19 protein-coding genes, 1 tRNA gene and 1 pseudogene are annotated in these 19,810 nt (G+C 29.2%); 1 reads left to right on the top strand and 20 read right to left on the bottom strand.

Annotated features, from left to right (window positions below; all coding sequences use genetic code 11):
* From radC to ANHYDRO_RS01090, 20 genes and pseudogenes are all read right to left on the bottom strand, one after another.
* Positions 1-681 carry a RadC family protein gene (radC, locus tag ANHYDRO_RS00995; protein ID WP_004812520.1) on the bottom strand — a complete coding sequence of 227 codons (681 nt, stop codon included), beginning with the start codon at positions 679-681 and terminating at the stop codon, positions 1-3.
* Positions 674-1,192, bottom strand: coding sequence for a Gx transporter family protein (locus ANHYDRO_RS01000; protein ID WP_004812522.1), 519 nt, complete (start codon positions 1,190-1,192; stop codon positions 674-676). Before ANHYDRO_RS01000 ends, radC begins: the two co-directional genes overlap by 8 nt.
* Positions 1,189-1,572, bottom strand: coding sequence for a NusG domain II-containing protein (locus ANHYDRO_RS01005; protein WP_004812525.1), 384 nt, complete (start codon positions 1,570-1,572; stop codon positions 1,189-1,191). Before ANHYDRO_RS01005 ends, ANHYDRO_RS01000 begins: the two co-directional genes overlap by 4 nt.
* Positions 1,573-1,661: 89 nt before the next feature.
* Positions 1,662-2,459, bottom strand: coding sequence for an RnfABCDGE type electron transport complex subunit B (locus ANHYDRO_RS01010; protein WP_004812527.1), 798 nt, complete (start codon positions 2,457-2,459; stop codon positions 1,662-1,664).
* 18 nt (positions 2,460-2,477) lie between these two features.
* Entirely contained in the window at positions 2,478-3,053 is a 576-nt protein-coding gene (gene rsxA / locus ANHYDRO_RS01015) for an electron transport complex subunit RsxA (protein WP_004812529.1), read from the bottom strand.
* Between the two features lie 8 nt (positions 3,054-3,061).
* Positions 3,062-3,727 (bottom strand): electron transport complex subunit RsxE, encoded by a 666-nt coding sequence (gene rsxE, locus ANHYDRO_RS01020; protein ID WP_004812532.1) that lies wholly within the window; start codon positions 3,725-3,727, stop codon positions 3,062-3,064.
* A 10-nt stretch (positions 3,728-3,737) separates the two neighbouring features.
* Positions 3,738-4,277, bottom strand: a complete 540-nt coding sequence (locus ANHYDRO_RS01025; RefSeq protein WP_004812534.1) for an RnfABCDGE type electron transport complex subunit G — start codon at positions 4,275-4,277, stop codon at positions 3,738-3,740.
* A complete protein-coding gene (locus ANHYDRO_RS01030; RefSeq protein ID WP_004812536.1) occupies positions 4,270-5,208 on the bottom strand; it encodes an RnfABCDGE type electron transport complex subunit D in 939 nt (312 codons plus the stop codon). Before ANHYDRO_RS01030 ends, ANHYDRO_RS01025 begins: the two co-directional genes overlap by 8 nt.
* An 11-nt stretch (positions 5,209-5,219) precedes the next feature.
* Positions 5,220-6,536, bottom strand: a complete 1,317-nt coding sequence (rsxC, locus tag ANHYDRO_RS01035) for an electron transport complex subunit RsxC (RefSeq protein WP_039913662.1) — start codon at positions 6,534-6,536, stop codon at positions 5,220-5,222.
* 64 nt (positions 6,537-6,600) lie between these two features.
* Positions 6,601-7,257 (bottom strand): lytic transglycosylase domain-containing protein, encoded by a 657-nt coding sequence (locus ANHYDRO_RS01040; RefSeq protein WP_004812539.1) that lies wholly within the window; start codon positions 7,255-7,257, stop codon positions 6,601-6,603.
* The gene (coaE, locus tag ANHYDRO_RS01045) at positions 7,254-7,844 is read right to left on the bottom strand and encodes a dephospho-CoA kinase (protein ID WP_004812541.1); all 591 of its coding nucleotides are present in this window, start codon (positions 7,842-7,844) and stop codon (positions 7,254-7,256) included. Before coaE ends, ANHYDRO_RS01040 begins: the two co-directional genes overlap by 4 nt.
* A pseudogene (gene polA / locus ANHYDRO_RS01050) lies at positions 7,831-10,474 on the bottom strand (DNA polymerase I). Before polA ends, coaE begins: the two are co-directional and overlap by 14 nt.
* A gap of 63 nt (positions 10,475-10,537) precedes the next feature.
* Positions 10,538-12,109, bottom strand: a complete 1,572-nt coding sequence (locus ANHYDRO_RS01055) for a hypothetical protein (protein WP_004812549.1) — start codon at positions 12,107-12,109, stop codon at positions 10,538-10,540.
* 8 nt (positions 12,110-12,117) lie between these two features.
* Positions 12,118-13,182, bottom strand: coding sequence for a glycosyltransferase (locus tag ANHYDRO_RS01060; protein WP_004812552.1), 1,065 nt, complete (start codon positions 13,180-13,182; stop codon positions 12,118-12,120).
* Positions 13,183-13,325: 143 nt separating this feature from the next.
* A tRNA-Leu gene (locus ANHYDRO_RS01065) sits at positions 13,326-13,412 on the bottom strand.
* Between the two features lie 52 nt (positions 13,413-13,464).
* Positions 13,465-14,055: a phosphatase PAP2 family protein gene (locus ANHYDRO_RS01070; RefSeq protein ID WP_039913665.1), complete on the bottom strand. Its 591-nt coding sequence runs from the start codon at positions 14,053-14,055 to the stop codon at positions 13,465-13,467.
* A gap of 263 nt (positions 14,056-14,318) precedes the next feature.
* A complete protein-coding gene (locus ANHYDRO_RS01075) occupies positions 14,319-15,569 on the bottom strand; it encodes a CapA family protein (RefSeq protein ID WP_004812558.1) in 1,251 nt (416 codons plus the stop codon).
* A 68-nt stretch (positions 15,570-15,637) separates the two neighbouring features.
* Complete coding sequence (locus tag ANHYDRO_RS01080; RefSeq protein ID WP_004812560.1) at positions 15,638-16,954, bottom strand: sodium-dependent transporter; 1,317 nt, start codon at positions 16,952-16,954, stop codon at positions 15,638-15,640.
* Between the two features lie 18 nt (positions 16,955-16,972).
* On the bottom strand, positions 16,973-18,295 hold the full coding sequence (locus tag ANHYDRO_RS01085; protein WP_004812562.1) for a sodium-dependent transporter: 1,323 nt from the start codon (positions 18,293-18,295) through the stop codon (positions 16,973-16,975).
* Between the two features lie 120 nt (positions 18,296-18,415).
* Complete coding sequence (locus tag ANHYDRO_RS01090) at positions 18,416-18,772, bottom strand: PaaI family thioesterase (protein WP_004812563.1); 357 nt, start codon at positions 18,770-18,772, stop codon at positions 18,416-18,418.
* An 87-nt stretch (positions 18,773-18,859) separates the two neighbouring features.
* On the opposite strand from ANHYDRO_RS01090, the gene ANHYDRO_RS01095 reads away from it, so the two are divergent.
* Positions 18,860-19,804 (top strand): diacylglycerol/lipid kinase family protein, encoded by a 945-nt coding sequence (locus tag ANHYDRO_RS01095; RefSeq protein WP_004812566.1) that lies wholly within the window; start codon positions 18,860-18,862, stop codon positions 19,802-19,804.
* The last annotated feature ends 6 nt before the right edge of the window (positions 19,805-19,810 follow it).

Below are 19,810 nucleotides of genomic sequence, written 5' to 3' on the forward strand. Positions count from 1 at the left end.
CTACATTAAACACTCTTTTTTAAAGCTAAAATATTTACCATTTCCAATAACAATATGGTCTAATACACTAATATCCAAAATTTTTCCAGCTTGAACAAGTCTATCTGTAATTATTTTATCATTTCTAGAAGGATTACAATTTCCACTTGGATGATTATGTACAAAAATTATAGCATTAGCACTCTTTCTAACAGCAGCTATAAAACATTCCCTAGGATTTACAATAGAAGAGTTCAAATCTCCTGTAGATATTAATTCCTTACTTATAATAACATTTTTTGTATCTAATAATATAGCATAGAAATGTTCTTTTTTTGTGTCCAAAAACTTATTTTTCATAAGATTATAAACATCATCACAACTAGTGATTTGCTTAATTTTCTTATTAGCTATCTTTTCACTAAGCCTTTTACCAAGCTGGATTGATGCTACAATCTTACTAGCCTTAGCTAGTTTAATTCCATCTACTGTAGAAAGCTCCTCAATAGAAATTGACAAGAGCTCGTCAGTAGAAAATTTTGAGAAAATTTCTCTGCTAAGCTCAATGGCATTTTTCTTTTTAGATCCAGTTCCTATTAAAATCGCCAACAATTCCTCATCACTTAGACAATCAAAGCCTTCATTTTTAAGTTTTTCTCTTGGTCTTAGACTTATATCTAAATCTTTAATCTTCTTATTCATTAAAAACACCAATTTTTTCCAAATGCTTTATCATAAAGCTTGTACTTAAACCAACAAAAAATCCAGTAAATATACCAATAAATACTAAAATTGGAAAATAATAAAACATTTTAATATTTTGCATAAAAAATATAGCTACTATAATTTGACCTAAATTATGGGAAAATGCCCCTATTTCACTAACACCTATTAGAGAAAAATCATCATCTAATTTTTTAATAGCAAAATACATAGCACTTGTCGAAAAAATCGCACCTACAATCGAATAAAAAAAGCTCATTACTGAACCTGTAATCAAAACCAATAAAAATGATTTTAAAATACTAACAGTCAAAGCTTTTTTATAATCATAAAAATAAATAGCAATTAATATTATTATATTAGAAAATCCCAATCTCGCACCAGGAATTGGCACTGGCATTGGGACCATAGATTCAATCAAAGAAATAGCAAGAGACAAAGCCGTAAAAAGTGCTAAATTCACATAAATTTTCAAATATTTTTTATTCATTTAACCACCTTATCAATTTCATCATCACTTGTATCATCATTGACAATTTCTAAGATAAGTCTATGAGGTAGACAAACTATAGTCTCCCCAACCTTACTAATTTTTGGCATATGAGTACAAATCAAATCCCTACAATTTGCCTCTGTCATCTTAACCTTTCCATTTTTTATCTCAACTACATTATATTCATCATCATTAACTTTAATCTTAAAAGTTTTATTTTTATTTAGAGGATATTTGCCATATTCTTTTCCATTAAGTTCTACTCTCAAATAACTTCCATTTTGATCAGATTTAAATTTCTGCACAAAAAAAGCCATTAATATACTTAAAACTAAAAGTAATACAACAACTATTATATCTTTTCTTTTAACTTTCATAAACACCTCTTATTAGAGTTTATCATTTAAAATATATCGATGTCAATTTAATAAAAAAAGACCACCGAAAATAATCGGTGATCATAATTTTATTCGACATCTATACATTTAGCTGGACATTTTTCAGCAGCTTGTTTTAAAAGTTCAATATCTAAATTATCAGAAATTTTTTCTTTAGATAAGAAATTGTCCATTGCAAATCCTTCAGGATAAGTCCTTGCACAAATTGAACAACCAATACATCCAACTTTACAATTTCCTCTAACATCTTTTCCTTTATCATGTGATGAGCATTTTACAATTGCTTTTTGTGAATAAGGAACAAGGTCTATTATATTTTTTGGACAAATTTTAACGCAAGCTCCACAAGCTACACATTTTTCTTTGTCAACTACACTTACTCCATTAACCATATGTATAGCATCAAATTCACATGCCTTAACACAGGATCCACATCCTAGACAACCATAATTACAGGCTTTTTTTCCACCAAAAAGTGCAATTTGTGCTCTACAATCATCAAGTCCTGCGTAATCATATAAATCTTTTGCATTTTCACATGTACCATTACATTTAACAACAGCTACTTGTTTTTCACCTGCACCAGCTGATTCAACTCCCATTGCGCTTGCAACAGCATCTGTTACAGATTGTCCACCAATTACACAAGCAGAAACAGCAGCTTCACCTTTTGCAATTGCATTTGCACATCCGTCACATCCAGGATATCCACAAGCTCCACAGTTAGCTCCAGGAAGTGCTTCTCTAACTCTTTCAACAATCGGATCAGTTTTTACTTCAAATTTTTTACTAATTACACCAAGTAATACTGCCAACAAAAATCCCAATCCTGCAAGTACTACCGCTGGTATTAAAATATTATTCATTAATATAACCTTCCTTCTCTATGCTAATCCTGCAAAGCCCATAAAGGCAATTGACATTAGACCTAGAGTAATCAAAGTAATAGGTCCACCCTTGAAAGCTTCTGGCATATCGTTATCTTCTATTTTTTCTCTTATAGAAGCAAGTATTACTAAAGCTATTAGAAAACCTACTGCAGCCGCAGCTGAGTTTATAACAGTTTCTAATAAATTATAACTTTCATTAATATTTTTTATAGCAACACCCAAAACTATACAGTTAGTAGTAATTAATGGTAAATAAACCCCCAATGCCTCATATAAATTTGGCATTGATTTTTTCATAATAATTTCTACTATTTGTACTAAAGATGCAATTACAAGTATGAATACTACTGTTTGCAAATATCCAATATTTAATGGATCTAATATGTAGTATTGTATAATCCATGTAATTAATGAGCTTAAAGTTACTACAAATATAACTGCTGCTCCCATTCCTTTTGCTGTTTCTACTTTACCTGAAACTCCAAGAACAGGACAGATTCCTAAAAATTGTCCTAATACATAATTATTTACAAAAATTGATGCAATAATTATTGAAAATAAATTTGACATAATTCCTCCTACTTATTATTTTTCTTCTTGTTTGAAATAGCTGCTGCTACTGCAAACATGATTCCTAGGATAATAAATGAAGATGCAGGTTGAATTAAAAATCCAATTGTAAAATCTTCAGGAATTATTCTATTATCTAGTAATGTTCCATTTCCAAATAATTCTCTTATAGCTGCAAGAATTGAAATTGCTATAGTATAGCCTAAACCTTGACCTAGTCCATCAACTATTGATGCAATTGGTCCTTGTTGAGAAGCAAATCCTTCAGCTCTAGCAAGAATAATACAGTTTACAACTATAAGTGGAATAAAAATCCCTAATGATTGATCAAGAGCTGGTAGGTAAGCTTTTATTAACATTTGTACCATAGTTACGAAAGATGCGATAACAACAATAAAGGCTGGTATCCTTACTTCATCAGGTATAAAATTTCTTAGTACTGATATTACTAAGTTTGAAAGTGTAAGTACAAATATTACTGCAGCTCCCATTCCAATCGCATTTGAAAGTGATGATGAAATAGCAAGAACAGAACACATACCTACCATTTGTACAAATACAGGGTTATTTGAAAATATACCGTCTTTAAAAACTTTTAATAAATTAGGAGATTTTTTCTTTCTTTTTTCTTTTTCTTTTTGAACATCAATTGGTTTTCCCGTTTGTCTTTCCATCTTAAACCTCCTACTTAATTTCCTTTAAAACATCACGAGCTGTATTTATTCCGCTTAAAATAGCATTTGTTGAATATGTAGCTCCTGAAATTCCAACAATTTCATTTTCAGATCCAGTTTCAGATGCTCCAACTTTTTTATCCATACTCACACCCTTAACTCCTTTTTTAAACCAATCTTCTTCCATTTGAAGACCAAATCCAGCAGATTCTGAATGTTTTAAAGGACTGAATCCAGTTAATTTGTTATCTTTATCAACACCAACGATAAATTCAATGTCTCCACCGTATCCACCCTTAGCATTTACATCAAATACATAGCCCTTATCTCCGTCAGCCTTATAAACTCCTTTTACTGAATCAGGAAATTTTCCTTTTACTTCTTCAAAGCTTTTGCCTTCTGGAAATGCTATTTTTAATGATTCATTTAATTTTTCTTTTTCAGCTTTTTTAATAATTGGATCTGTAACTGAATTTGTAAAGGCCAATACCAAAGCTGATACAGCTGTTATTATTAATAATTTAATTCCTAATTTTAATGCTTTATTCATCTTTTGCCCCTTTATTAGCTACACCAAATACCTTAGGCATTGTTCTACTATCTATAAGAGGAACCAATAAGTTCATTAATAAAATTGAATATGAAACACCTTCTGGATATCCTCCATAAACTCTTATAAGTGAAGTTATAAGTCCACATCCGAAGGCAAATATTATCTCTCCTTTTTTTGTTACAGGACTTGTAGTATAGTCAGTTGCCATGAAAAATGCACCAAGCATAAGTCCACCTGATAATAATTGCTCAAGTATTCCATCTACAGATTTATTGAAAATCATCAATAAAACTGCTGTTGTTATTATGTAAACTGCAGGTATTCTTAATGAGATAACTTTTCTAAATACTAAATATGCTGCTCCTATCAATATAGCAAGGGTTGAAACTTCTCCAATACAACCTCCCATATTACCTATAAACATATCTATTAAGGCTGGTTTATCTCCACCTGATAAAACAGTTGCTGCTGAAACTGCAGAAACTTTTCCAGGAGCTACGTAATTTGACATATTCTTTGACCAAGATGCAAGTAAAAATGCCCTTGCTCCAAGTGCTGGGTTTACAATATTTTGACCTATTCCTCCAAAAAATTGCTTACAAATTACAATAGCAAATACAGCTCCTATAACTGTTTGCCAAATTGGCATTGTTACTGGAATATTGTAGGCTAAAAGTAAGCCTGTAACTACTGCTGATAAATCATTTATTGATGAATCTCTTTTCATAACCTTGTTAGAAATAAATTCTGCTATTACACAGCTTATTACTGATGCTAGGATTAAAGCTAGTGCTTTTGTTCCAAAAAAGTAAACTCCTACGAGTCCTGTTGGAATAAGAGCAATTATTACATCTAACATTTCTTTAGTAACAGTTCTCTCGCTTCTCATATGAGGAGAGGATGATACTAATAATTTTTTTGCTTCCATTTAATTCTCCTCTACTTTCCTGCTTGACGAATTTGTCTTTTACCAAACCTAATAGCTTCAACTAATGGTCTTTTGGATGGACAAATGTATGAACATGAACCACATTCTATACAATCTAAAATATGTAAATCTTGCGCCTTATCAAATTTTTCCTTTAATGAAAATTTATGAATTAGAAGTGGCATTAGTCCAACTGGACAAACATTTACACATTTTGCACATCTTATACATGGATTTGTAACTGGTGCTTTTGATTCTTCTTTGTTTAATACTAGTATACAATTACTAGCTTTTTCAACTGGTTGATTGATATTTGGTTGGGCAATTCCCATCATAGGTCCACCATTTATAACTTTTCCAGCATCTTCTGTCATTCCACCAGCTTCTTCAATCATGTCTTCAAAGCTTGTTCCAAGTCTTACTAAAAAATTAGAAGGATTTTTGATTCCATGACCTGTTACTGTCATATATCTTTCTATTAGTGGTTTTCCATAATAAACTGCTTCATAAACTGCGTTTGCTGAAGAAACGTTTGACACTATAACTCCAACATCCATTGGAAGACCACCTGATGGTACTTCTCTATGTAATACTGCATTTATTATTCTTTTTTCATCCCCTTGTGGGTATTTAGTAACCATTGTAGCAAGTTCTAATTTTGGTGAATTTTTATCTGCTATCGCTTTTCTTACTTTTTCTATTGCTTCTTGTTTATTATCTTCGATTGCTATAATTCCTTTTTTAGCATCTACTGCTTTTACAAGAAGTTCCAAAGCATCTACAATTATTTCAGGCTTTGTTTTTAAAATATAATCATCGCAAGTAACATAAGGTTCACACTCTGCACCATTAATGATTACAGTATCTACTGCTTTATTTGGTGAATATTTTATGTGTGCAGGAAATGCTGCTCCTCCCATACCTACAAGACCATTTTCTTTCATAGCCTCAACAATTTTTTCTTTAGTAAGGTTAGTAACATCTTTTCTTTCATAGTTAATTTCTTGGTCGTAGCCTTCTGTATCGATTACAACAGCTTTTGCATTTTTACCAGATGCTGTTTGGATATCGATTACACTAGTAACTTTACCACTTACTGATGAGTGAATGTTACAAGAAAAATTACCTACAGCCTCACCTATAAGCTCTCCTACTTTCACTTCATCGTTTTTCTTAACTAAACATTTGCTTGGAGCTCCGATATGTTGAGTAAGGGGAATTGTTACAGTTTTTGGGACCTTTGCAACTATTAAGCCTTTATTTTCGCTTAATTCCTTATACTCTGGAATCTTAACTCCATTGTCAAATGACAAATTTTCTAGAGCCATACTCTCTCCTTTCATTTAATACGTATATAAGCATTATAAATTATTTGAAAATATTATTCAATGTCTATAGGACATCAAATAATATTTTTTTAACAAATTTCTTATAATTTTTTATCGATAAGTCTTTTCTATTTTTTAATTCTTTTTCACTAGGAAGACCATTATCATAAAAAACTTTCATCAAATCATAGTTTGAATTTATTTTTATAACATATTGTCTTGTTTCTTCTACGGGTATTTTTGTAGGGTCTGGGTCATGTTTGTCGATTTTTTTCTCTTGAATCCACTTATCTACATTACCTATTCCACCATTATAAGCAGCTAGTGCCAAATCAACATCATTATAATATTTATATAGGTAGTTAAAATATCCAACTCCCAAATTTAAATTGTAATCTACATCTTTTAGTTTATCTGGATAATATTCTTCCCCAATTAATTCAGCACTATGTTTTGCTGATGTGTCTAATAATTGCATCAAACCTTTGGCATTTTGGTTAGAGTGGGCTTCATTGTCATAATCACTTTCAACCTTTATTATTGATGCTATCAACAATGGATCCATATTATATTTTTCAGAATATTTTTTTATTTCATCTTGGTAGGCGATTTTTTGCCTTGATGTTTGGTAGGCAACTATTGAAAAACTTATTATTATCGCCATAACTATGCTTATTATTATTAATCCTATAATTTTAAAAATACTTTTTAAAGCTTTCATCTTTTCTCCAAATTATCTAAAGCTATTTCTACTTTTTTTTCTAAATCATTAAGACTTGTACTGTTATCAAAAATAAGGTCTGATTTTTCTTTCATTAGGGAAAAATTTTGACTATTTATTTTTTTTAAGGCAAAATCCTCATCAATTTTATCCCTTTGCATAAGTCTTTGGATTTGTACATCCTTATTTGCTACAACCAACCATACATAATCACATGGAAATTTTTCTTTCATTTGAAAAAATAAGGGAATTTCTATAAAAATATTTTTTTCATTCGATTTTCCTATTATTTTATTAATATATGAAATTATATTTTTATGGGTAATTTTATTTATCAATTCTCTTTTTTTAGGATCATTAAAGATAATTTTCCCTAAAGTTTTTTTGTTTATAATTCCATCTTCAAAGGCCTCATTAAAGGCCCCTGATGATAAAATTTCTCTATAATTAATTTGATCTTTTTCTAAAAGTTTTGCATTAATCTTATCACTATCGATAACCTCATATCCCTTTTTTCTTAAAATATCTGATAAGGAAGATTTACCGCTTGAGATTGTGCCTGTTATTACAATTTTATTTTGATTCATACATACTATCTCCACTATCTATATCTACTAGAAGTGGAACCTTCAATTTGACTGCTTCTTCCATAGATGATTTCAATATTTCTTTTGCCTTGGTCAAATCTTTTTTACTTGCCTCTATGATTATTTCATCATGGATTTGTAGGACAATTTTTGCATCTACTTTTGCTTTTTTTAGATTTTCATATGAATTTATCATGGCAAATTTTATAATATCTGCAGCAGATCCTTGGATTGGAGTATTTAAGGCAACTCTTTCACCAAAGCTTCTTACGTTGAAATTTTTAGAATTTATTTCTGGAACATACCTTCTTCTATTAAATATAGTATTTACGAAGCCTTCTTCCTTGGCTTTTTTTACAATATCTTTCATATATTTTTTTATTTGAGGATAGGTATTGAGATAATTTTCTATATATTCCTTGGCTCTTTTTCTAGGAATATTTAAATTTTGGCTTAGACCATAATCACTTATTCCATAAATTATCCCAAAATTTACTGCCTTTGCTTCACTTCTTTGTAATTTTGTAACCTCATCAATTGGTGTATCAAAGACTTCCGATGCTGTTTTTGTATGAATATCTATATCATGAGAAAAAGCTTCTTGCATTTTTTTTATCATTTGCAAGGTGGGCTAAGACTCTTAACTCTATTTGTGAATAGTCTGCATCTATTAATACCTTATCCTTATCTGCCTTAAAGGCCTTTCTAATTTTTCTTCCCTCTTCTGTTCTAATTGGAAGGTTTTGAAGATTCGGTTCAGTTGATGAAAGTCTACCTGTAGCTGTTACATTTTGCTTAAAGGTTGACCTTATTCTTCCATCCTCATCAATACATTCTTCTAAACTTTCAAGATAGGTAGATTTTAACTTATACATCTCCCTATATCTTTCAATTTTTCCTATAATAGGATGTTTATCTCTTAATTTTTCCAAAACTTTTGCATCTGTGGAATAACCAGTCTTGGTTTTTTTGATAATTGGAAGTTCCAAGTCTTCAAATAAAATTATTGAAAGCTGCTTTGGTGAATTTATATTAAATTCAGAACCTGCAAGTTCATAAATTACTTTTTCTAAATCCTCAAGCTCAAGTGAAACTTCATCTTTTATCTTTTCTAGTTCATTTTTATCACAGATGAAGCCAGTTATTTCCATTTCTGCCAAAACTTTGGATAATTTTATTTCACAATCCTTGTAAAGCTCATACATTGAAAGTTCTTTTAACTTATCGGTTAATATATCAAGACTATCTTCTATTGCATTTATAATTGATGATAAATATTTTCCAAGTTCTTTTTCACTTAAATCCTTATAAGATTTTTTATTCCTTCCCTTGCCCAACAAGTCTTCTTCATTTAAAACTTCATATTTCAAAAATGCTTGACTAAAAGTTTTCAAATCATAAGAGGACCTGGAAGGATCTATAAGATAGTGCATAAGCATAGTATCATCATAAGGAAAATTTATTTCTATTCCCAACTTATTAAAAAGTACTATATCTTCTTTTATATCAAAAGAAACCTTATTAATATTTTCATCTTCAAAATATTTTTTGAAATTTTCTACAAATTTTTGGTCTGGATTATAGATAAAAGTTTTGGATGATGGTGATTTGATTGCAATTTTAAAAGCTTTTGAATGTATATAATTATCATTTTCAAAAATAGTCTTAAAATAAAAAATATTTTCTTTTTCAATGTCTTCTATGACTGAAAAATCATCATCTGTAAAGGAATAAGAAAAGTCTAATTCTTCTCTTTGCTCTTTACTTCCATCTTCAAATTTTTCTAAAAACTTATTGAAATTATATTTTGAAAATTTCTCCTTCAAGGATTCCATATCTGGATTTTTAACCCTCAAATCGCTAATTTCATAATCGATTGGTGCATTTGTTACTATAGTTCCAATTTTTTTAGACAAAAAGGCAATTTGTCTTGAATTTTTAAGATTTTCCTTGGTTTTTTTGCCACTAATATCATCTAAATTTTCATACAAGGCTTCCATTGACCCGTATTTTTTTATATATTTAAGGGCAGTTTTTTCCCCAATTCCATCAACGCCTGGAATATTATCAGACTTATCACCCATAAGACCCTTAACATCAATTAATTGTTTAGGACTTAGGCCATAATCTTCTTTAATTTTTTCTTCGGTAATTTCTTCCATTTGAGAAATTCCCTTTCTTGTAAGATAAACAATAACATCATCATTTACAAGTTGAAAATAATCCTTATCTCCAGTTATTATTACAGTTTCGAGGCCCTCATCTCTTGCGATTTTTGAATAAGTTCCAACAATATCATCAGCCTCAAAGCCATCTATATCTAAATACTTGACGTTTAGTGAGTCAAGAATATCTTTTAAAATTCCAAATTGATAATTTAACTCGCTCGGAGCCTTATCCCTATTTGCCTTATAATCTTCAAATTCCTTGTGCCTAAAAGTTTTTGTTTTTTTATCAAAGGCAACCAAAATATAATCAGGTTTATATTCTTCAACAGCCCTAAAATACATTGTCAAGAATCCATAAACACCATTGGTCATAACCCCATCAGCATTGGTAAGATTAGGAAGGGCAAAAAAAGCTCTAAAAATCAAACTAGACCCATCAATCAGCATTACTTTTTTACTCATATAAATCTCCTTTCTATTAGTATAACATATTTTATTTTTCACAAAAAAAGTAAGTAGAAAAATCTACTTACTTAAATCTATGAAGTAATCATAGTCATTTTTATTAAACTGTTTTTCATCTCCTGGGAAAGTATCAGTTATTTCATTTGATTCAAAAACATACATACTAGCTCGTGTATATATTCTTGAAAAATCTTTTTCTTTAAATTTTATTAAAATTTTTTTCTCTCTAGGAATCTTATTTTTATTTTTTTCTTCTTCTAATTGGTATCTGAATTCATTGTTATTAAAACCAATTTCTTCTGATTTTGGCATAATAAATATGCTAAAAATTAAAATTAAAAATGATAAAATTTTAGTTAGATAATCATCGTAATTGAAATTCAAAACATAGATAACTATTAGGGTTAAAAACATATGAATTGTCCTAACATATCTATCATAACAAGCTAATCTTCTTAGCTCTCCTGGTGTCATAGATGAAATAAACATGAAATAATTACCTATTTGATAAATTACATATATGCATATAGTTGAAAATAACAAAGAAATAATTAATTTATCAAACTTTTTGTAGATAAGTAAAATAATTAAAATAGAAATTAATGCCCACATAAGATAGTCATTAAAAACTCTTGATAGAAATTCTCTAGTAAATCCATTTATAAGGTCGTGGTTAGTAGCTATTCCTGATTTATATTGACTAATACTCATAGAATGCTTGCCAGTATAAGAAAATTCATTTTTTATATGATTTGACCAAGATAAATTTGAAAGAAAAATTGATCCAAGACTAATAATTATAATTTTATAATCTTTTCTCATATATTTCTTAATAATATAAATCAAAACAAAAATCGATAGAAACAATCCTGAATTTTTCACATATACCAAGCTTACAAACATTGGCATTAAAAAGTATTTAAGATAATTATTTTCTTTTCTAAAGTCATAATAATAAACAAATGAAAATATTGCAAATCCAGTAGTAGATAAAATTGTATCTACCAAAAGACAATAAGGTCTAATATTGTAGTAAAATCCGTATATAATTACTAATACTGTTAGAATATAATTAATAACTTTATTTTTTGTTAAGCTAATAAAACAAAAAAGTCCAGATAGGGTAAAAATTGAATTTATAATCATTAATATAGATTCATCGAATTGAAAAAATCTTCCTATTCCATAGATAAAATACGCCATCGCTTGGGGATATGACTTAAAACTAATAGTAGTATCTAAACCTGTATTTATGGCATCTTTTCTGAGTAAAAGTCTAGATATTGTCGCCCAATGACTAAAGTCATCATACATAAGAAATTTTCTACCATATAGATAAAAGCTCAAAATTCCAATAGATATAAAGAATAAAAAATATTCTGGAAATAAACTTCCTAATATCTCTTTATTATTATATAAAAACTTTACGAATAATAGTAAACCAATTAAATTAACGATTATTATTGTTACTAACATCAAACTCAATCTAGCGGCTAATGCTACTAGAAAAATATATGATGTAAATAAAATAAAAGGTATAAATCCTACCTTTAATTCAAATTTATCTTTAACTTGACAACTATACCCAAGAAAGCTAATCAATAAGAACAAAATTGCAAATATATTTCTCATTTTTACTCCTAGTTAAAAATATACCTATCTTGTATCCTATAAGATAACAAGAAAATCAAACAATCTACAAATATTTTTATCAATGATGAATCAAGACCCAAAGATAAAAATAGCCTATCTACTAAAAACGCTGATAAAATCATCTGGCATAGCCATAAAATAATATATTTATAAAAAACACTTTTAGAATCAGATTCATCCTTAAAGACTATGTTTTTATTCACATTATAATTGAAAAGGCCTGAAATAATCCTTGCTCCTATTGTAGATATCCAAATTATTGTGGACTGACTTTTTATAAACTTTAGTAAAGTTTTTGTAAATAGCCTAAAAAATCCTATATCAACTAGCCAAGAAGAAAGGGATGATAAGATAAATTTAAAGAAGGTTTTAAACATTACTGAATATATTTTTATAGAATCCTTAACTGGATTAAAGTGGGTTTCGCTGTTATTATCAAAATAAACTGTCTCTATTGGGATTTCCTTGATTTTCTTTCCAGTTTTTGAACAATTTATAAGCATATTAATTTCATATTCAAATCTTTCTCCGTCAAGGTCTAGGAAATCTTCCATATGACTTTTACAAATTGCCCTAAGTCCTGTCTGGGTATCCCTTATCTTATCCTTAAACATCAACTTATAGATAAAACTGGTTAACTTATTTCCAAAAGAACTTTTGAAGGGTACATTTTCTTCATTAAAGTCCCTAGAACCCAAATATAAAATATTTTCTTTTGACCTACTTGCTATCTTTGCAATATTAAAAAGATCTTCGGACCTATGTTGACCATCAGAATCTGCAGTAATCACATAGGAAAAGTCAGAATAATTATTTAATATGTAATTAAAAGAATTTTTTAAGGCCCTTCCCTTACCAAAATTTTTATAATGGTCAAAAACATCTATACCTTGATTTTTTAAACTATCAAAATATTCTTTATATTCATTCCTACTTCCATCATTTACCAGAATAATCCTTTCAAATCCTTTCTCTCTCAACTCTTTAATATAATTAGTTAAGATTTCTCTTGGAGGATTTAAGGCTGGTATTAAAACTATAACATCTTTCATTTTTTATCCTTATATAATCCTTGAATTTCAAATAAATTCTAACACACTAATATTTTTTTGTAAAATAAAGAAATTTAAAAAATTTCATTAAAAAAGACAGGCTACAATGGCCTGTCTAAATATGAAAAAAATAAAAAAATTAATGGTGCTGGTGGTGGGACTTGAACCCACACGTTCCGGAGAACAACAGAGTTTGAGTCTGTCTCGTCTGCCAATTCCGACACACCAGCATTAACACTACCTGTATATTATAACACCATTTTTTTGTATTTGCAAATTTTTTTACATTTTTCTCAATTTTTTAAAATCTACATAAATTTCTCTTAGGCTTTTTATTAATTTCTTTCCTTTGTCAGAATAAACAAATTTTAAAGTTCCAAGAGCTGAAAGTATGCCTATAATTATTCCACAAATTACATCTGATGGATAATGTACATATAAGTATAGCCTAGAAAAAGCAATTAAAATTGCAAGTATAGTGGACATTAGCTTAATAGTTTTTGACTTTGAAAAAAATAATATTACTGTTAGCATGCAAAATGAAATTGCTGAATGTCCTGATGGAAAGGATGGGTCTTGTGGTTTTAAAACTAATAATTTTATCCCATCAACAAGTTCAAAGGGTCTTGTTCTTCCAACAGCAGGTTTTAATATTAAATTTACAATAATAGTATTGACTATAAGACATAAAACCATTAGCTTTGCCATTTTTTTATATTCTTTTGTTGTTAGAAAAATCAAAATTAATAATATCCAAAAAATCCCCATATTACCAAGGGCAGTTACTGTTGTCATCATCTTGTCCATCAAGGGACTTTTTAAGCCTTGTATAAAATTTAAAATAGAAATATCTATTTTTGTTATAAAATTCATATTTTCCCCTTTATATCTTTTGAATAATTTTATCATAAAGAAAGAAAATAAAAAAGACTGCTCGTGCAGTCTCAGAGCGTAGACGAAGTCAGTTTAATAATATATTAATAGTTCAAAAACAAAATTATGCTATAACCCATCTCGACTAAGTGAGTGAAACGAACGCATGGAGAGATCTCATGAGATTTCTCCGCTCGTTGCACTCGGTCGAAATGGGTAAGTTTTTACTTTGTCTACATACTGAGACTGCCCTTGCAGTCTTTTTATTCTACTTTTGTATTTACAGTTTTTATTATCATTTCATCACATTTTCTGATTCTTTCTCTTTGGGTCTCATTTACTTTATCATAATATTTGCCACCCTCAAGAAAGTCTTCTATCATAAAATCTTTTGCCAAATATCCATTTTCATCACGCATATGGCCATTCCAAATTGGATGTATTTTGACATCTCCAAGTTTTATTTTTCCTGTTTTATTATTTCTAAGAATATTTATATCATAAAGAACTGATTGCTCAGTTCTTATATCTCCCAATACATCATAAGATTGGCAAGCTATAAAATTTCCACAAGAATAAGCAATGTATCCTTCTTTTCCATCTTTAGACTTATACCTTTCAGCAGGTTGAGTTACGTGAGGATGGTTTCCTATAACAAGGTCTGCTCCCCAATCTATCATATCTCTTCCAAGTTTTATTTGATCATCTGTTGGATAAGATTGATATTCAACTCCCCAGTGAGGATAAACAATTATTAAATCTGCCTTATTTTTCTTAGCCTCTTTTATATCAGCTTTTATTTTTTCTGGCTCTAAATAATTGATTACATCTTCAGGCTTATTTTCTGTAACTAGACTATCAAGTCCATTTACTCCATAAGTATAAGACATAAAGGAAACTTTTAATCCCTTAACATTTCTATAAATAAACCTATCTTCTCCTGGTTTTCTTGTTCCAGCATGAGCAATACCATATTCATCCATAGCATCTATAGTATCAAAAATACCCTCTTCAAAAGAATCTACTGAGTGGTTGTTGGCTGTTGATAGCATATCAAAACCAGCATCCTTTATATCTCTAATATATTCCTTTGGTGTTGTAAATTGAGGATATCCGGAAGGTTCTCTAGTTTTACTTACACTTGTTTCAAAATTTCCAATAGTAAGGTCTGAATCTTTTAGAAAATCTTTTACATATTCAAATTGATTTGAAAAATCATATTTACCATTTCCATAATTTCTAGCATAGTCAACTTGGTCCATATGAGCCATCAAGTCTCCACCAGCTTTTATATTAATTATTTCATCCTTACTTTTCTCATCAAATTTTTTAGGTCTTTTCTTATCAATTTTTATAATGCCCTTGTTCTTATCATTTTCTTTTTTTACTTCCTTATTTGAAACAGAAATATCTGAAGAAATATTAGATTTTCCATCCTGTTTTTTACAAGAAGATAAAGAAAATGCCATTAAAAAAACTAATAAAAGACTTAAAATTTTCCTATATTTTTTCATTTCTACTCCTTTATTTATAAAATCAATATATTTTCTTTATTATATATTATTTTATAAATAATGTCATATTAAAATGAAATTTGATATCTGATTGCAATTATACAAAGAATTACTGCAAGTGGGACATAAAAGTATCTTCCCAAATTATACCAGCCATCTCCATGTTTATGTTTTGCATTTTTATTAATTTCTTCTAACAAATCTTCTTTTTTCATAACCCAAAACCATGATATAGCTCCCATAATAGCAGAAATAGGTAGGATATAAATTGTTACAAAGTTCATCCAAGTACCCCATTTTGCTATTGGGTGTAAAAACAATCCACAAACAAATACTATTGTCATTAGGGCGATTAAAACATGAAGCCTGTTTAATTTTTCAAATTTTGATGTTATTGCTTCGGCAACTGTTTCAATCATTGATTGAACGGATAAAACTCCTGCAAATACAATTGCAATGTATAAAATTATTGCAAAAATTCTTCCTCCTGCTATTTCTTGTAAAACTTTTGGTAATACAACAAAAATTAATTTTGGTCCTTCTGATTGAGAAAAACCAAAGGCAAAAGTTGCAGGAAGCATTACAAATGTTGAAAGCATAGCTGCTGTTGTGTCAAGCCCTGATGTTATTGTTGATGAGTGTACTATATCTTCGCTATCAGGAAGGTATGACCCATAAACAACCATTACCGTTGATACAATTGATAGGGAAAAGAATGCTTGTCCCATTGCAGCAATCCATAATCTTATATCAAGTAATTTTCTAGGATCCATTGTAAAAATAAACTTGTATCCTTCAACAGCTTTGTTTAAAAATGCAATTCTTATTGCCAAAATTATAAATAAAATAAAGAATAATGGCATCATAAATGAATTTGTTTTTTCAATTCCCTTTGTTCCATAGGCAAGGGTGAAAAATACTATAATAATTAATAAGAAGTGCTCTTTTGCCAAAACAAAATCTTTTGAAGAAATTGATTCAAACCAAAGATTAGGATCTTGAGTTAACAAAGTTCCTGTTATTGAATCAATCAAAGCTTTAAGAACATAAGTTATTACAACAGTATATCCTATAGCTAGAAGAACAACTCCAACCAAGGGAATCCATCTTAAAACTCTTCCAACTCCTTCCTTGTTTCTAGATTTCCAAACTTCTCTAAAAACTCCCATAGGACCTGACTTATATTTTCTTCCAACTGCACTTTCTGCAGAAAGTCCCACACGACCAAATAAAAATACAAAGAACAAATAAGGTAATAAAAAAGATAGTCCCCCATTCATTCCTATTTTGTAGGGAAAGGCCCATACGTTGGCAAGTCCTACTGCACTTCCAACGCATGCCATAATAAATCCCCATTTGTTAGTAAATTTCGAATTATTTTCCATTATTAATCTCCATAAATTTTAAAAAGTAACCTTAAATACAAGAGCAAGTATTGATAAGCCAATAGCTATTGGAACATATACATATTTTCCAAGCTTGTGCCATTTTTCTCCAACTTTTTTCTTAGCTCCAATATTAACTTCTTCCAAATGTTCTTCTTTCTTCCAAAAATAAAACCAAGTTATAGCTCCAATTGATGCTCCTATTGGGATAATATAAATTGAAACAAGATCCATCCATGGACCCCATTTTCCGATTGTCTCCATATTCATACCAACCAAAAATGTAATAAGACCAATAATAAGTAAAGCATAAAGTCTTTTTATTTTTTTATATCTATGCATCAATGATTCAACTATTACCTCAAACATATTTTGTAAAGAAGAAATTCCTGCAAAAACAACTGCTGTATAAAGAATTATAGCAAAAATTCTTCCACCCTTAATATTTTGTAAAATTGTTGGCAAAACCTCGAACAAAAGACCAGGACCACCAGCTTGTGAAAGTCCAAAAACTAAAATAGATGGAACAATAACACAAGATGATAAAAGGGCAGCCATGGTATCAAAAATTGCTGTTGATTTTGCTGCTGATAAAATATCTTCTTTTTTATCTAGATAAGAACCACAAACAATCATCCCACTTCCAGTAACAGAAAGAGAAAAGAAAGCTTGTCCCATAGCATTTATAACTGTATTTAAAGATAGTTTATCATAATCAAACCTAAACATATACTTGTAACCATCGAAAGCATTTGGCAAAGTCAAAATAAAAATTGCAATAATCAAAAACAATATAAAAAATGATGGCATCATAATCTTATTAGATTTTTCAATAGTATGAGCTCCCTTAAGACAGGTTAGAAGTGTAGCTAAAATTATAATAAAATGATAAAAAACTACAGAATAATCTTTATTAGCAAAAGACTCAAACCAAGTTTTGGTATTAACAACCATAAGCTCACCTGTAATAGAATCAACCAAAGCCTTCAAGACATAAGAAACTATAACAGCATATCCTATTGCAATAAATAAAGACCCTATCAAAGGTAAAATCCCTATATTTTTACTAAAAAAAGAATGAATTTTATTATTATTTTTTGAATTTAAGGCATATTCATAAGAGCCCAAAGTTCCAGTTTCAGCTCTTCTACCTATTGCAAATTCACTTGATAAACCTACATAAGCAAAAAGAGAAACAAAAACTAAATAAAATAATAAGAAAAACATCCCACCTTCTTGAAATTTGTAAGGAAATCCCCAAACATTTGCCATGCCCACGGCACTTCCCACTGCTGTTAGGATAAAACCTAACCTAGATGAAAATTTTTTTTCCTTGTTCATATTTAACTCCTTTTTACTTTAGTACACCAAGGTGTTGGTGTCCTATTGAACTTGTTTCATTATATCATACATTTCAAATTTGTAAAATAAATTTAAAAAAGAATTAAATACAACATTTTCCTATAATTTCATAAAAGTAAACCTGCCAATAGCAATTACTTTTTTCCTATCATCAAAAACATCACAATCAATATTAATTACCCTCCTACCTACCTTTTTTGCCATACATTTTGCATACAAAAATTCAGTATCCTTACCTGCCCTTAAAAAATTAACATAGCCATCGCTTGTCACAAATTCTCCATCAAAATATTCAGAAGCCTTTTTGCCACAGGATGTATCAATTAAGGTCATAGTTACACCCCCATGGATGATACCATTAATATTCATACAATAATCTTTGATTGGAATTTTTGTAATTATAGATCCATCATCATCTTTTACATATTCCATTTCTAAATAATCAACAAAATTCATAAAACTTCCTTTCTATTCAATAGGGCAATTATATCATTTTTTGTAAAAAATATAAAAATGGTATAATTTATAGGCAAAGGAAATTTTATGAGAAAAATCTTATTTATTTTATCGTCCAAGGCTGGAAAAACCGAGTTCGATATAAAAAAACACCATATAGAAAAAATATATAATAAAAAAGACCTAGAAGAAAATGTAGAAATTATTGACACTTCTTATAAGGACCATGGAAAAATTGCTGCAAAAAATTTTATTTATAAATACAAAAACTTAAAAAAAACAATAATAGTTGCAGGTGGAGATGGGTCTTTAAATGAAATTGCAAATGTAATATACGAAAATGATGTGGAAAATACTAGTCTAGGCCTTATACCAATGGGAACAGGAAACGACTTTTCCAAAAACTTTTCCTACAAAAATTTTAAAGTGGAAAATCTTTTAAATTTGAAAGATAGAAAAATCGACCTAATAAAAGTAAACAATAAAATCGGTATAAATGTTCTCTCCCTAGGATTTGATACACTAGTATTAGAAAAAGCTTATGAATTTTTGAATAAAAATCCAAATTTAGGCAAAAAAGCCTATCTTCTTGGAGTTATAAAAGCCCTAAAACATTTATCCTACAAAGACCTATATTTTAAAATTTATGATAAGGATAATAAGGCTATAGAATTTGAAGATAAATTTTTACTATCTGCTATCTGCAATGGTGGCTATTATGGGTCTGGTTTTAATCCTGCCCCAAGTGCAAAGATTGATGATGGACTTTTAAACTTAGTTTATGCCAAAAAACTACCAAATCTTTTGTTGCCTTCCCTAATTATTAGGTACAAATTTGGTTTATTGGAAAAATCAAAATATTTAGACGAAATAAAAATTAAAAAGGGTCAAATAAGGTCAAGTGAAAAAATACTCGCCAATATTGACGGTGAAATATTTGAAAGTAAGGAAATAAATTTTCAAATACTAGAAAATTCCTTGACTTGGACTTACTTTGATAAGACACAAAAAAATGTTAGACTAAAAATCTAACATTTT

Source organism: Anaerococcus hydrogenalis DSM 7454, from assembly GCF_000173355.1.
In the GTDB taxonomy this organism is placed as follows: Bacteria; Bacillota; Clostridia; order Tissierellales; family Peptoniphilaceae; genus Anaerococcus; species Anaerococcus hydrogenalis.